This window comes from Rhodococcus ruber (genome assembly GCF_016804345.1).
Taxonomy (GTDB): Bacteria; Actinomycetota; Actinomycetes; order Mycobacteriales; family Mycobacteriaceae; genus Rhodococcus; species Rhodococcus ruber.
Window position 1 is genome coordinate 665,188 of the sequence record NZ_CP044211.1, and the last position, 14,415, is coordinate 679,602.

Annotated in this window: 12 protein-coding genes; 7 read left to right on the forward strand and 5 right to left on the reverse strand. The window is 70.8% G+C overall.

Annotated elements, in window-relative coordinates:
• Positions 1-3: 3 nt before the first annotated feature.
• Positions 4-1,554, reverse strand: coding sequence for an MBL fold metallo-hydrolase (locus tag F1734_RS03135; RefSeq protein WP_010596208.1), 1,551 nt, complete (start codon positions 1,552-1,554; stop codon positions 4-6).
• A gap of 174 nt (positions 1,555-1,728) precedes the next feature.
• Between F1734_RS03135 and F1734_RS03140 the strand changes: the two genes are divergently transcribed.
• Positions 1,729-2,490 (forward strand): lysophospholipid acyltransferase family protein, encoded by a 762-nt coding sequence (locus F1734_RS03140; protein ID WP_010596207.1) that lies wholly within the window; start codon positions 1,729-1,731, stop codon positions 2,488-2,490.
• Between the two features lie 62 nt (positions 2,491-2,552).
• On the forward strand, positions 2,553-3,374 hold the full coding sequence (locus F1734_RS03145; RefSeq protein ID WP_010596206.1) for a Cof-type HAD-IIB family hydrolase: 822 nt from the start codon (positions 2,553-2,555) through the stop codon (positions 3,372-3,374).
• A 12-nt stretch (positions 3,375-3,386) separates the two neighbouring features.
• Here F1734_RS03145 and F1734_RS03150 read toward each other — a convergent pair whose 3' ends face one another.
• Positions 3,387-5,507: an N-acetylmuramoyl-L-alanine amidase gene (locus F1734_RS03150; RefSeq protein ID WP_203011353.1), complete on the reverse strand. Its 2,121-nt coding sequence runs from the start codon at positions 5,505-5,507 to the stop codon at positions 3,387-3,389.
• Positions 5,508-5,833: 326 nt separating this feature from the next.
• On the opposite strand from F1734_RS03150, the gene F1734_RS03155 reads away from it, so the two are divergent.
• Positions 5,834-7,381 (forward strand): SpoIID/LytB domain-containing protein, encoded by a 1,548-nt coding sequence (locus F1734_RS03155; protein WP_082170430.1) that lies wholly within the window; start codon positions 5,834-5,836, stop codon positions 7,379-7,381.
• A gap of 87 nt (positions 7,382-7,468) precedes the next feature.
• On the opposite strand, the gene F1734_RS03160 is transcribed toward F1734_RS03155, so the two are convergent.
• Positions 7,469-8,578: a glycosyltransferase gene (locus F1734_RS03160; protein WP_010596202.1), complete on the reverse strand. Its 1,110-nt coding sequence runs from the start codon at positions 8,576-8,578 to the stop codon at positions 7,469-7,471.
• Between the two features lie 142 nt (positions 8,579-8,720).
• Positions 8,721-9,311 (reverse strand): PadR family transcriptional regulator, encoded by a 591-nt coding sequence (locus tag F1734_RS03165; protein WP_010596201.1) that lies wholly within the window; start codon positions 9,309-9,311, stop codon positions 8,721-8,723.
• A 125-nt stretch (positions 9,312-9,436) separates the two neighbouring features.
• Between F1734_RS03165 and F1734_RS03170 the strand changes: the two genes are divergently transcribed.
• From F1734_RS03170 to F1734_RS03180, 3 genes are read left to right on the forward strand one after another with little or no spacing between them, the layout of a single operon-like run.
• Positions 9,437-10,552 carry an aromatic ring-hydroxylating dioxygenase subunit alpha gene (locus F1734_RS03170; protein WP_017681164.1) on the forward strand — a complete coding sequence of 372 codons (1,116 nt, stop codon included), beginning with the start codon at positions 9,437-9,439 and terminating at the stop codon, positions 10,550-10,552.
• A gap of 1 nt (position 10,553) precedes the next feature.
• Positions 10,554-11,618 carry a PDR/VanB family oxidoreductase gene (locus F1734_RS03175; RefSeq protein ID WP_203011354.1) on the forward strand — a complete coding sequence of 355 codons (1,065 nt, stop codon included), beginning with the start codon at positions 10,554-10,556 and terminating at the stop codon, positions 11,616-11,618.
• Positions 11,619-11,660: 42 nt separating this feature from the next.
• Positions 11,661-13,028, forward strand: a complete 1,368-nt coding sequence (locus tag F1734_RS03180; RefSeq protein ID WP_140188199.1) for an MFS transporter — start codon at positions 11,661-11,663, stop codon at positions 13,026-13,028.
• Positions 13,029-13,038: 10 nt separating this feature from the next.
• Here F1734_RS03180 and F1734_RS03185 read toward each other — a convergent pair whose 3' ends face one another.
• Positions 13,039-13,503 (reverse strand): DUF2231 domain-containing protein, encoded by a 465-nt coding sequence (locus tag F1734_RS03185; protein ID WP_010596197.1) that lies wholly within the window; start codon positions 13,501-13,503, stop codon positions 13,039-13,041.
• A gap of 132 nt (positions 13,504-13,635) precedes the next feature.
• Here F1734_RS03185 and F1734_RS03190 point away from each other — a divergent pair, with 132 nt between their 5' ends.
• Complete coding sequence (locus F1734_RS03190) at positions 13,636-14,388, forward strand: MerR family transcriptional regulator (RefSeq protein WP_064066436.1); 753 nt, start codon at positions 13,636-13,638, stop codon at positions 14,386-14,388.
• The last annotated feature ends 27 nt before the right edge of the window (positions 14,389-14,415 follow it).

Sequence of the window (14,415 nt, forward strand, 5' to 3'; positions counted from 1 at the left end):
GGGTCAGAGCTTGCGGGAGCGCAGCTCGTGACCGCGGGAGGTCTTGCAGCGACCGGTGACGAGGTCCCACTGCCAGCCGTGCAGGTTGCAGGTGAGGCTGGTGCCCTCGACGACGCCGAACTTCGACAGATCCGCCTTCAGGTGCGGGCAGCGGCGCTGGATCTCGAAGCCGCCCAGCTCGATCGACGCGGAATCGTCGTGGGCTTCGGCGAACCAGCCGTCCGCGTAGGCGATCCGCTCGTCGGTGAGGCACTTGAAGAACGTGTACAGGAATTCGTTGTAGCCGCCCACCCGCCACGCCTCGAATCGGGTGGACAGGAAGATGGTGTTCACCCAGTCCGGCTCGTCGTCGCGCAGGACCGTGCGCACCAGCTCCGGAGGAATGCGGAAACCGTAGCGGTACTTGCCTTCTCCCTCGATGGGTTCGCGGACGACCCGCTTGGGGAAGTCCAGCACGACCGTCTCGTCGCCCATCACCAGGCCGACGGGGTAGCCGATGCCGTCGCAGATCAGATCGGACTGCGCCATGATCGGCTCGAACTTCGCCTTGAGCGGACCGAGCAGCGGCTCACCCTCGGCCGGGGCCCACGTCGCCTTCTCGGCCTCGAGCACCGGGGCCAGGCGCTGGGCCATCTCCTCGATGTACGCGGCCTTGTCGGTGAAGATCTTCTCGACGTCGGCGTCGGGGATCGGATGGGTCAGCGTCATCGACTCGCTGCCGTGCACGTCGAGGACCGAGCCGGGGATCATCAGCACGCCACCGTCGTTGCCGTGCAGGCGCATCTGCTCGAGGAAGACCATCTGGTCGGGGAAGATGTTGCCCTCGTCGCCGTGGTCGTCGTTGAGGTGGCGCAGCGCCGGGTCGAGGAACACCGGCGGACCGGCCGACGGGACCACCCACGTCGCCCCGACCTGGTCGATGTAGCTGCGGCAGCGGTCCATGCCGCGCTGGCGCTTCTGCTTGCCGAAGTTCGCCTTGGTGCGCTTGGGGATGTCGTAGACCATCGGGTACCAGATCGCGCCCGAGTACTGCAGCAGGTGGACGTCGATCTTCCCGAAGGACTCGAGCATCGTGTCCATCTCGACCGGGCGGGCGTCGTTCATGTTGAACACCGTGGTCTCGCCGTCCGAGACGACGAGACCGGAGTCGCCGATCGGTCCGTCCGCGGGTGCGCGCAGGGCGATGATCATCACGTCCAGGTCGCCCTCGGGCCCGCTGACGGTGTGCTTGACGGAATCGGTCGTCTCGAGGAACTTCGTGAACCCGAGCTTCTCGAGCTCGCGACGCAGGTCCGGGACCGGGAAGTCGGGCAGCAGCACCGTCGCGTCCTTGCGGACGTGCTTGCTCAGGTTCTCCGGGTCGAAGTGATCCTTGTGCAGGTGCGAGACGTACAGGTAGTCGACGTCGCCGAGCGCACCCCAGTCCAGCTGCGTGTTGTCCGGGAAGGGGAACCACGACGCGAAGTACGCGGGGTTGACCCACGGGTCGCACAGGATCGATCCCGCTTCGGTCTGAATGTGGAACCCGGCGTGTCCGACGCTGGTGATCTGCACTTCGTTGCCTCCTGACGTGCTGACCGACGTACCCCCAAGGGTAGGGGGACGCCGGTGGGGCGCCTCGCCCAGGCGGTGAACCCGGGCCGGATACGGGCCGTTGATCCCGAATCGGGCGGGCCCGCGGACATCGGGCGAAGCCCGCGGGCGCCGATCCGGCTACTCTGACCGACTGTGGAACCCTTCTACCGGACCGTCATCGGCCTCGCCCGGACCGTCTTCGCCGCGCAGGGACTGAAGTTCACCGTCACCGGCGCCGAGAACATCCCCGCCGTCGGTGGCGCGGTGATCGCCATGAACCACGTCGGCTACATGGACTTCACCTACGCGGGCCTGCCCGCCCGCACCTCCAAGCGCTACATCCGGTTCATGGCGAAGAAGGAGGTCTTCGACCACAAGATCTCCGGTCCCCTGATGCGGGCGATGAAGCACATCCCCGTCGACCGGGCCGACGGCGCCGACTCCTACCGCGCCGCCGTCGACGCGTTGCGGGCCGGTGAGCTGGTCGGCGTGTTCCCCGAGGCCACGATCAGCCGCAGCTTCGAGATCAAGGGCTTCAAGACCGGTGCCGCGCGGATGGCGATCGAGGCGAACGTCCCGATCATCCCGGTCGTCCTGTGGGGGTCGCAGCGGGTGTGGACCAAGGGCCACCCGAAGCGGCTCGGCCGCACGAAGACGCCCATCTCCATCGCGGTGGGCGAGCCCATCCGGCCGTACGAGTCGGCGTCGGAGCTGACTGCGGAGTTGCACAGCAGGATGGAAAGCATGCTGCGGGAGTTGCAGAGCAGCTACGTGCACGAGCCCGGTGCCTACTGGGTGCCCGTGCGGCTCGGCGGCACCGCTCCGACGCTCGCGGAGGCCACCGCGCTCGACGACGCCGACACCGCCGCACGCAAGGCCCGCCGCGCGCAGAAGGATGCCGGCACCGACGGGTGACGGCCCTACGGCGCGGTGACTCCCGGATGCGCCGCGCTGTGGCGGACCGGCACAATGGCGAAGTGAGACGAGATCTGCCGAGCCTGGTTGCCACCGACGTCGACGGCACCCTCATCGACGACGAGGAGCGCGTCTCGGACCGGACCCGCGCGGCAGTACAGGCCGTGGTGTCCTCCGGGACGCCGTTCGTCCTGGCCACCGGTCGTCCCCCGCGATGGATCCCGCCGGTGGTCGAGCAACTCGGCTTCGCGCCCCTGGCGGTGTGTGCCAACGGTGCGGTGCTCTACGACAGTGCCGCCGACCGCGTTCTCAGCGCCGCCGTGCTGTCCGCGGACGAACTGGCCTGGGTCGCCGACGTCGCCAACAGTGTGCTGCCCGGCTGCGGTCTGGCCGCCGAGCGGATCGGGGCGAGCGCCCACGACGCCGCGACACCGCAGTTCGTCAGCGCCCCCGGCTACGAGCATGCGTGGCTGAATCCGGACAACACCGAGCTCGCCGACCACGAGGTGATCGCCGAGCCGGCGGTGAAGCTGCTGATCCGGTTGGCGTCGGCGACGAGCCACGAGATGGCCGAGGCGCTGGCTCCGCGGCTGTGCGGCATGGTGGACGTCACCTATTCCACGGACAACGGCCTGATCGAGATCTCCGCCTCCGGGGTGACCAAGGCGTCGGGCCTGCATCTGATGGCCGAACACCTCGGGGTGGCCGCCGACGGGATCGTCGCGTTCGGGGACATGCCCAACGACATTCCGATGTTGTCGATGGCGCGGCACGGGGTCGCGGTGGAGAACGCGCATCCGGACGCGAAGGCGGCCGCGGACGAGGTCACCGCCACCAACACCGAGGACGGGGTGGCCCGCATCCTCGAGCGCTGGTGGCGGTGACGGATCGATCGGTCAGGGCGCCGGAGCGGGGGCCGGCGCTTCCGGTGCCAGGGCCTCGGGAGCCGGGGCCTGGGGGGCCGGGGCCTGGGGGGCCGGGGCCTGGGGGGCCGGAGCCTGGGGGGCCGGAGCCGGGGCCTCGGGGGCCGGCGCGGCGGCCGGGGTCTGTGCCTGTTCGTACGCGTCGTTGTAGGCGCGCAGCACCTTCGTCACCGCGCCGGTGAGCTCGTTGAAGATCAGCGAGCCGAACTCGAAGTCCGAGCGCCAGCCGTCCGGGACGCGGTACTCGTCGCTGGTCGGCAGGCCGAGTTCACCCGCGTCGAGGCCGCTGCGCTGCCACGTCTTGTAGATCTCGCCGAGCACCGTCCACACACCACCGTTCGGCGAGGTGTAGATGGCGCCGTTGACGAACTCGGCGCGTTCGTACCCTGCCTTGGCGGGCAGGATGCCGGACACAGCGGCCCCCAGACGGCCGGTCTCGCCGCCCTCGGCGATCCACTTCTGGGCCAGCGGCGAGTTGTCGGTGAGCCGGATCAGCTCGCCGACGAGGTCCGCGACCTTCTCGGCCGAGCCGGTGTCTGGCAGGCGGTCCGCCGAGCCGGTGTCTGGCAGGCGGTCCGCCGAGCCGGTGGCCGGAGCCCCCGCGTCGACGTCGGGCACCTGTGCGCGCGGGTTGTCGGTGACGAGGTCGGACGAGTCGTCGCTGGGCTCGGACGGCGTGGTGCTCTGTCCGGCGGCGGTGGCCGCGGCGATGTCTCGGATCTCGTCCATCTTCGCGTAGCCGGAGTCGCCGGGGCAGCTGGTGTTGCCGACGTCGCGGTGCGCGAAGATGATCGGCAGGTCGACGGCCGCGCCCTGCGGGTACGGGGTGAAGGACGTGCCCTCCGAGTACATGGTGGTCTCGCCCTCGGGGTCGAGCCCCGCCTTCGCGAGCCGCCAGCCGAGGAAGCGGCCCACCGCGTCGACCGCGGCCTTCGGAGGCTCGACGTTGGAGAAGTCGCCCATCATCGCGATGCCGACGGTGTTCTCGTTGAAGCCGCCGGCGTGCGCGCCCTGCACGGGCTTGTCCAGGCCGCCGGCGCGGCCCTCGAAGATCTGCCCGTATCGGTCGACGAGCACGTTGTAGCCGACGTCGCACCAACCCAGGGTCTGCGCGTGGTAGGCGTAGATGGCGCGCACGATCTCCGCCGATTCGGCCTTGGAGTAGTCGTTGCTGCCGGCGGTGTGGTGCACGGTGGCTCCGCCGAGCGAGTCGTCGTAGGTGGCGTCCTGACAGCGGATGGACTCGTCGGCACCCCACTGCGCTCGGGTGATCACCTTCGGCCCGGACCCTCCGACCGGACCGGCGATGTCGTCGAGCGCGGCGTCGGCGCTGCTCGACCCCGGGTCGATGAGCACGGCGCTGACGTCCTCGGTGGCGGCGGGTTCCTGGGCGTGCAGGGGCCGTGACGACGACGCGGGCGCATAGCCCAGCTCCGGCTGGGCGGGAGCGGGGGCCGGTGCGGGTGCCGGGGCCGGCGCGGGGATCTCGGCGCCGGCGAGTGTCGGTTCAGGTTTCGGGCGCGGGGTGAGCAGGACCTGCACGACCTTCGTGGCGCCGACGTAGATCGGTTCGGTGCCAGCCCGCTCGTCGGGCGTCTGGTCGTCGCGGCTCGTGTCGATCGGTTCGGTGGCCGTCCACGGCCCCCAGCTGCCGTCCTCCCGCTGGGCCCGGATGCGCGCGTCGGTGTCGGCGACGTCCTTGGCGGCCAGCGCGATCATGCTGAACGGGGCGTCCCTGGTGAGCTGCTTGACGGTCGCTCCGATGCGGTCGACGACGTCCGCGGCCGCGGGGGCCGGCGCCGGGGTGGTCGACGGGGCGGGCGCGGCGATCTCCGGCAGCCCCGCGGCGAGTTCCCTCAGGCTCAGATCGGGCAGGTTCAGGCCGGTGAGTTCGTGGATCGGGATCACGATGTCCGGCACGGATGCGAGCACGACCTCCGCGATCTCGGGCGGTACGACGGTGGGGACGGACTCGTTGGTGGTGCGGACGTCCGATGTGGTGCTCGTGACGCCGTAGACGGCGAATGGGCTGGCGACGGCCAGGGCGGCGACGGCACCCAGGACGATCGACGGCTTCGGTCGGCGATGCGGCACGGTGCTTCTCCCTGTCGGTGTTCGCGGCGGTCCTCGGCGGCCGGGCGGCGCTCGGCCGAGGCCGAGGAGCCGGCTCGAATCGAACCGAATCCTCCGTCATCCGGACGACCCGACGTGCGGAACGGCCGAGAATCGTGTGCAACTTGTGATTCTGGTGTTACTGCTGTGGCTGTTGTTGCTTCATTCAGTCACTCTTGCCACACTAGTCGCAGACAACCTTAAGCCTCAACCTGAGCTTGAGGATCCGTCTCGAATGTCCGATACGCGCGGACCTGCGTCCGGGCGGCACACGGTGCGAGAACGAGGGAGTGCAGCGCATGCCACGAATGTCCATCCGCCGGACCCATCGCCGGCGGCGTCTCGTCGTCGGACACCCCCTCCGCAACGGCTGGCGGCCCGCCACGGCCCGCGCCGCGGCGATCGGCCTCGCCCCCGCGCTGCTCATCGGCGCCGCGATCGGCGGGGTGATGCACGTGCGCACCGCCGAACCCGACGTGGCGCAGGCCGTCGCCGCCGACACCCCGTTCACCTTCGTGGGCTTCGGTCACGGTCACGGTCGCGGCATGGGCCAGTGGGGTGCCTACGGCTACGCCTCGCAGCACGGCTGGTCCGCCGATCGCATCCTCGGCCACTACTACGGCGGCACCACCCTCGGCGCTCTGCCCGAGAACACCATGATCGCGGTCCGGCTCGTCGGGCAGGACGACGCGCCCCTCGACGTCTACTCCGACACCGGGATGACCGTCGCCGGCCGGCAGACCGGGCCCGGGGAGGCCGCCCACCTGACGCCCACCGCGGACGGGGGAGCGGACGTCGTCGTCACCGCCGGCTGTTCCGGCGAGGTGCTGTGGCAGGGCCGCGCCGACCTGCCGTGGGTCGACCCCGTCGACATGGGTGAGGGCCGGCCCGTCGCCGAACACCTCAAGCTCTGCGGCAACAGCGCCCCCTACCGCGGCTCGCTCGGTGTCGTCCTCGACGGCGCGGCGCCGCGCACCGTCAACCGGCTGTCGATGGAGGACTACCTGCTCAGCGTCGTCCCGGCCGAGTCGCTGCCCAGCTGGGCCGACACCGGCGGGGCCGAGGCGCTGCGCGCGCAGGCCATCGCCGCCCGCTCCTACGCCGCGGCGGAGAACCGCTCGCCGCTGTGGCAGACGTGCGACAGCCAGAACTGCCAGGTGTATGCGGGGTCGAGCAAGGAGGACCCCCGCACGAACGAGGCGGTGAACTCGACCCGCGGCACCGTCCTGATGACGGACGGCAAGGTCGTCGCCAGCGAGTTCTCGGCCTCGACGGGCGGCTACTCGGCCGGTGGCACCTTCCCCTCCGTGGAGGACCTCGGGGACGCCGTCGCTCCCAACCGGCAGTGGGCCGAGACGATGACCGCGGGGGAGATCGGCACGGCCTTCGGGGTCGGCGAACTGCAGGCGTTCGAGATCGTCGGCCGCAACAACCTCGGGGCCGACGGCGGCCGCGTCACCCACGTCCGCATCGTCGGTGCCGACCGCACGGTCGAGACCACGGGTGCCGAGGCGCGCGCCAAACTGGGGCTGCGCTCCGACTGGTTCACCGTCCAGGAGGGTGCGGAGGCCGCGGTTCCGCCGTCCACTCCCGCGCCCGAGCCCGGTCCCGAGGTCGGCGACGAACCCTTCGAGACCGGTCATGGCTCGCCCATCGAGGAGAAGTACCTCGAGCTCGGCGGGCACGACGGGGCCCTGGGCACCCCGGTCGGACCGGAGCTGATGCTGCCCGACGAACGCGGCAAGTTCCGCGTCTTCACCGGCGGCATCATCGTCTGGACCCCCGACCTCGGCGCGCAGGTGATCGACTCGAGCATCATGCGTGAGTGGCTGCCCGGGACGGGAAGCGCCGAGTAGCACCTGGTTTCGTGGCCGAATGTCACATCGCGTCGATCCGATCGACGCGATGTGACATTCGGCCGGGAGCCCCGCGTCGGTGAACGGCTATCCGGAAGCGCCGAGTACCGCGAGCATCCCGTCGACCGATGCCGCCCAGCCGAACTGCTCGGCGCGACGACGGGCGGAGCGGCGCAGGACGTCGTCGGGGCCGCGGAGTATCTCGTCGACCGCCTCGGCGAACGCCGTTCCGCGGTCGGCCGACAGGGCGCCGCACTCGGGTGTGAGGATCTCCGTCAACGCCGACGAGCGCGACGCCACCACCGGCGTGCCGGCCGCGAGCGATTCGAGCGCCGACAGGCAGAACGTCTCGTGCGGGCCCGGGGCCAGCGACACGTCGGCGGTGGCGAACAGCGCGGCGAGCCGGCGGGCGTCCCCGATGTACCCGGTGAACGTCACCGGGAGCCCTCTGGCTCTGTGTTCCAAGGCATGTCGTCTCGGCCCGTCGCCGGCGACGACGAGGTGCACGTCGTGCCCGCGACGACGCAGCAACCGGGTCGCGTCGATGCTGCGCTCGACCTTCTTCTCGACGGACAGCCGGCCGCAGTGCAGCAGCAGCCGCACCGAGCCCGGTACGAACCGCTCGCGCAGGCCCCGATCGCGACGGGCGGGATGGAAGCGGTCGAGGTCGACGCCGAGCGGCACCCGCACGAGGTTCGGCGTCCCGATGCGGGTGAACTCCGCACCCGCGAACTCCGTCGTGCACACCACCGTGTCGTAGTCCGCAGCCATCCGGCGGTTGGCCAGGTCGGCGGCCCGGCGTGCGGCCGGTGCCGGCAGCGCCTGGCCGAGCAGGCGATCGAGCCGCTCGTGGGAGACGACGACGCTGCGGACGTCGCGCCGTCGCGCCCATCGCCCGAACCCGCGCAGGGTCAGCCGGTCCGACACCTCCACCGCGTCGGGCCGCAGGCCGCGCAGCACGTCCGCGACGCGTCGCGGGTCGGCCACCCGGTATCCGCCGGTCCACGGCACGACCGGCGCCGGAACGGTGATCCGCAGGACCCCGTTCCCGAGCAGTTCCTCGCCGCGCCGGGCGCCGGGCACCACCAGTGCGACGTCGTGCCCGCGCGCGACGTACCCGCCGCCCCACTGGTGCAGGGCGGTGCGCAGGCCGCCGGACCGGGGCCCGTAGAAGTTGGCGAGCTGAACGATGCGCACCGGTCTCAGTGAGCCGGACCGCGGCGACGGGCGCGCCAACGACGCCGGGCGCCGCGGTGAACGCCCGCGGAACCTCCCGATCGCCGCAGGCGTCGCATCCGCGGCGGTGCCTGCACCCCGCGACGTTCCGCCGTGGCCGGGATCAGGGCGACGGAGGGGACAGCTTGTCCACGAGATCCAGGCCGTCGCGCGCCCATTCGATCTCGGCGGTCGCACGGTCGACGAGTCCCTGGTAGGCGAATGCCTTGTAGGCGATGATCCGTTCGTGTTCCTGCGCGGGGTATTTCTCGATGCGGGTGGCGATGGTGGGGTGGGAGGCGTCGAGGATCGAGGCGCGCATCGCGGCCCATCGGGCCCGCTGTTCGGTGTAGTAGTCGATGTGCCGCTGTAGGTTCTCGCGGACGCGGTCGGGGTCGGCCCACTCGAAGTAGGCCGCTCGCATGTGCGGGGCGTCGCGGATCGGCCCGTAGTCCACCGGGGCGTTCATCCAGTCCCGGAAGGCGCGGATGCCGTCGTCGGTGATCGAGTAGCGGGTCTTGGTGCTGTTCGGCCCCCAGCGGACCTGCTCGCCTTCGATCAGGCCTTCCTTCTCCATCCGGCGGAGTTCGGGATAGATCTGCGAGTCGGGGGCGTGCCAGACGAAACCGACGGAGCCGCCGAAGCGTTTGGCGGCGTCGTACCCGGTGAGGGGTTCGGCCGTGAGCAGCGCCAGCAGGGCATAGCGGAGGCTCATCTCGTCCTCACCTCTCGTTTCGGGGACCGGTCTTGCCAACCACTATATCGATAGTTAGTGTGTGGTTCACGTCACCGACTATCTATGTCGATAGGTAGTCTCGCCGATCTTCCCGAAGGAACGACATGACCGATCTGGGGCCCGCCGGGGCGACCGCGAAGAACATGGCCTACCCGCTCGACGCCTGGTACGTCGCGGCCTGGGACCACGAGGTCGGCAGACGCGAGATCCTGGCCCGCACCATCGCGGGCAAGCCGCTCGCGCTCTACCGCACCGAGGACGGCCGGCCGGTGGCCCTCGCCGACGCGTGCTGGCACCGCCTCGCCCCGCTCTCGATGGGCACCCTCGTCGGCGCCGACGGAATCCGGTGCCCCTACCACGGCCTGCAGTTCAACTCCGCCGGCCGGTGCACCCACATGCCCGCCCAGCAGACGATCAACCCGTCCGCGATGGTGGCCTCGTACCCGGTCGTCGAGCGGCACCGCTTCGTGTGGGTGTGGCCCGGGGATCCGATGCTCGCCGACCCCGACACCATCCCCGACATGTTCCAGATGGATTCACCCGACTGGGCCGGCGACGGACGCACCATCGACGTGCAGGCCAACTACCAGCTCGTGCTCGACAACCTCATGGACCTCACCCACGAGGAGTTCGTGCACTCGTCGTCGATCGGGCAGGACGAACTCAGCGAGTCCGATTTCACCGTCACCCACGACGACCGCACCGTCACCGTCACCCGGTGGATGCTCGACATCGACGCGCCCCCGTTCTGGCAGAAGAACATGCGCGACAAGTTCCCCGGCTTCAGCGGCAAGGTCGACCGCTGGCAGATCATCGAGTTCCAGGCGCCGTCGACCATCCGCATCGACGTCGGTGTCGCCAAGGCCGGCACCGGCGCCCCCGAGGGGGACCGCAGCCAGGGCGTCAACGGATTCGTGATGAACACCATCTCCCCGGTCGACGAGAAGACCGCGCTCTACTTCTGGGCGTTCATGCGCAACTACTGCCTCGACAGCCAGCTGATCACCACCCAGACCCGCGACGGCGTCCACGGCGTCTTCGGGGAGGACGAGGCGATGCTCACCGCCCAGCAGAAGGCGATCGAGGCGAACCCCGGCCACGAGTTCTACAACCTCAACATCGACGCCGGCGGCATGTGGGTGCGCAGGATCATCCAGCGCATGATCGAGGCCGAACGGATCGTCGCCACCGGCACCTCGATCCCCGAGGCGGTGCGCTGAGATGAGTGCCTTCAACCAGCCCTCCTGGCAGCGCGGCCGTGTCGTCTCGACCGACCCTGCGGCCGACGCGATCGCCCGGATCGTCCTCGCCCTCGACACACCGGTCCGAGCGGAACCGGGATCCCACGTCGACGTGCGCCTCGACACCGGCGAGGTGCGGTCCTACTCCGTCGTCTCCACCGGCACCGCCGGCACCGTCGTCTCCACCGGCACCGCCGGCACCGTCGTCTCCACCGGCACCGCCGGCACCGTCGTCTCCGCCGGCGCCGACGGCCGGACCGTCACCCTCGGTGTGCACCTGTCCCCGACCTCGCGGGGCGGATCGCGATTCATGCACGCGCTGCGCCCCGGCGACGAACTCGACGTCACCGCACCGCTGCAGAACTTCCCCTTGCGGATCGGCGCGCGGCGCTACGTCCTGCTCGCCGGTGGTATCGGCATCACGGCGATCTCCGCGATGGGCACGGCGCTGAAGCGGGTCGGCGCCGACTACCGTCTCGTCTACGTCGCCCGCACCCGCTCGGCGGCGGCCTTCCTCTCCGAACTGGCCGCGCTCCACGGAGACCGGCTCGAACTGCACCTCGACGACGAAGGCACCGGCCTCGACGTCGGCACCCTGGTCGACGGCGTCGATGCGCACACCGAGTTGTACATGTGCGGGCCGATCCGGCTGATGGACGCGGTCCGTCGCGCCTGGACGGACCGCGAGCTGCCCCTGCCGAACCTCAGGTACGAAACCTTCGGCAACAGCGGCTGGTTCGACGCCGAGGAGTTCGTCGTCAAGGTTCCCGACCTCGGCGTCGAAACCACCGTCGGAACCGACGAGTCCCTGCTCGACGCACTCGAACGCGCCGGCGTCGACATGATGTTCGACTGCCGCAAGGGCGAATGCGGTCTGTGCCAGGTCGGCATCGCCGCAGTCGACGGCGCCGTCGACCACCGTGACGTCTTCTACAGCGAAGAGCAGAAGGCGGCCGCGACGAAGTTGTGTGCCTGCGTGTCGCGGGTGGTGCGCCGTCCCGGCGCTCCCGCCGTGCCCGGCACCGTCACCCTCGCCGTCCGCTGACGGCCTGGTCATCGGATACACCCTCCCTCAAAGGAATTCGGCATGGACCTTCGTGCTCGCATCGACACGTCGCCGATGCGCCCCTACCAGTGGCTGATCGTCGCCCTGTGTGTGGTGCTCAACATCCTCGACGGCTACGACGTCATGGCCCTGGCCTTCACGGCCAAGAGCATCGGCGCCGACTTCGCGCTCGGCGGCTCGGCGATCGGTGTGCTCCTCAGCGCCGGGTTGATCGGCATGGCCGTGGGCGCGATCACCCTCGCCCCGGTCGCCGACCGGATCGGCCGCCGGCCGCTCATCCTCCTGTCGGTCGCACTCGCCACCGCCGGAATGGCGCTGTCCGCCACCGCAGGATCGGCATGGCAGCTCGGTACCTGGCGTGTGCTCACCGGTCTCGGCATCGGCGGAGTGCTCGCCTGCACCACCGTCATCGCCAGCGAATACTCCTCGGCGCGGTGGCGCGGCCTGGCCATCAGCATCTACACCGCCGGGTACGGCGTCGGTGCCACTCTCGGCGGATTGGCCGCGGTGGGCCTGCAGACCGAATACGGTTGGCGGGCAGTGTTCGTCGTCGGTGCGGTGCTGACCGGAACGGTGCTGGTGCTGCTGGCCGCGCTGCTGCCGGAATCGATCGAGTTCCTCGGGGCCCGCGGCCGAGACGGCGACCTCGCGTCGATCAACCGGATCGCCCGTCGTATCGGCCAGGACCCGATCCACTCGCTCGACGGCTCCAGCCGCGACGCCGGGGCGGGGGCCGGTCGCATCGCGGACCTCTTCACCGGAAGCCGCGCCCGTCCGACCCTCCTGCTGTGGGCGGCGTTCTTCACCACCATGTTCGGCTTCTACTTCGTCAATTCCTGGACCCCGTCGCTGCTCGAGACGGCCGGCCTGACCAAGGATCAGAGCGCGACCGCCGGCATGATGCTCACCCTCGGCGGCACGGCCGGCTCCGTGCTGTTCGGCGTCCTGGCCAGCCGGTGGTCGACTCGGTCCGTCCTGATCACCTTCACCGGCCTGTCGGCTGCGGCCATGGCCGTGTTCCTCGCCTCGATCTCGGTGCTCGCCGTCGCGTTCGCGCTGGGAATCGTGATCGGCGGTCTGATCAACGGCTGCATCGCCGGTCTGTACACCCTCGCCCCGTCCCTCTACGGCCCGCGGGTGCGCAGCACCGGCGTCGGCTGGGCCATCGGCGTCGGCCGCGCCGGCGCGATCCTCGCCCCCACCGCCGCGGGCATGCTGCTCGACGCGGGCTGGTCACCGGCGCAGCTGTACTTCGCCGTCGCCGGCGTGGTCGTCCTGGCCGCGGTGGCGCTGTTGCTGCTGCGACCGGCACGCACCCCGGTCGCGGCCCCGGACGCAGCGGCGCCGGACACAGCGGCGCCGGACACAGGGGCACCGGCAGCGGTCTGACGCACTGTCGCTACGGCAGCCGTCCGGTCCACACGGCCTCGGCGCCGGACTCGCCGACCCGGACGGTCTGCACCGTCGCACCCACCGCGGCGACGACGGCCAGCACGGCCGCGACGACGATCAGGGCTCGTCGCCCGCCGCCGTCGTCGCGGCCGCGCAGCACGTGCGCACCCGCGAGCAGCATCGTCGCGGCGAACAACAGCGCGACGACGAGGGTCATCGTCTCGCCGAGTTCCTCGTGCGTCTCGATCAGCGGGGACGGGCCCAGGACACCGGCGAGCTGCTCGCCGGTCTCGGCGGTGATCGGGGTCAGGACCAGCGCCGCGGCCGCGAGCACCACGACCGGCCACAGCAGGCGTCGCCGCGCGGCCGGCCACAGCGCGCACAGGACCAGTCCCAGCGACACCAGGGGCACCAGAACGACGACCCCGTGCACGAGCAGGGGGTGGGCGGGCAGTCCGCTGATCAGCGTCATACCGTCTTTCCTTCCGGCCGGAGCATCAGGGAAACCGTAGGCGGGGATCCGGACGAACGGGACCCGAACGCGCTTGACGTTGACGCAGCGTCAAGACGCATCCTGGGGATACCCGACGAGAGAGGCCCGCGAATGAAGGGCGAATGGTCCATCCAGGAACTGGCCCGCGCGGCCGGAGTCACCAGCCGCACGCTGCGTCACTACGGCGACGTCGGCGTGCTCGAGCCCAGCCGCACCGGCCCGGGCGGCATGCGGTTCTACGACGCCGACGCCCTGGTCCGGCTGCAGCGCATCCTGCTGCTGCGTGACCTGGGCCTGAGCCTGCCCGCCATCGCGGAGGTGCTCGAGGGACACCGCGACGCCACCGCGGCGCTGCGCGTGCACCTGGAACTGCTCGAGCACGAGCAGCGGCGGCTGGCCCGGCAGATCGAGTCGGTGCGCACCACCATCCGCAGAACAGAGAGAGGTGAGGAACTGATGGCGGACGAAGTGTTCGACGGGTTCGACCACACGCAGTACCGCGACGAGGTGATCGAACGCTGGGGCGAGGACGCCTACGAGAGCAGCGACCGCTGGTGGCGGGGCATGAGCGACGACGAGCGGGCGGACTGGAAGACCGTCGCCGCCCGCCTGGGCGCGGACTGGACGGCCGCCGCGGCCGCCGGCCTCGACCCCGCCGGCCCGGAAGGACAGGACCTGGCCCGTCGCCACATCGCGTGGCTCGGCAGCATCCCCGGCACCCCCGGGTACGGGGCGCAGCCGAACCGGGACTACGTCCTGGGCCTGGCCGACATGTACGTCGCCGACGAGCGGTTCGCCGCGAACTACGGCGGCCCGGACGGTGCGACGTTCGTCCGGTCTGCCCTGCGGGCCCACCTCGCCTGACCCGTGTGTGTTTCCGGTCGCTCCCGC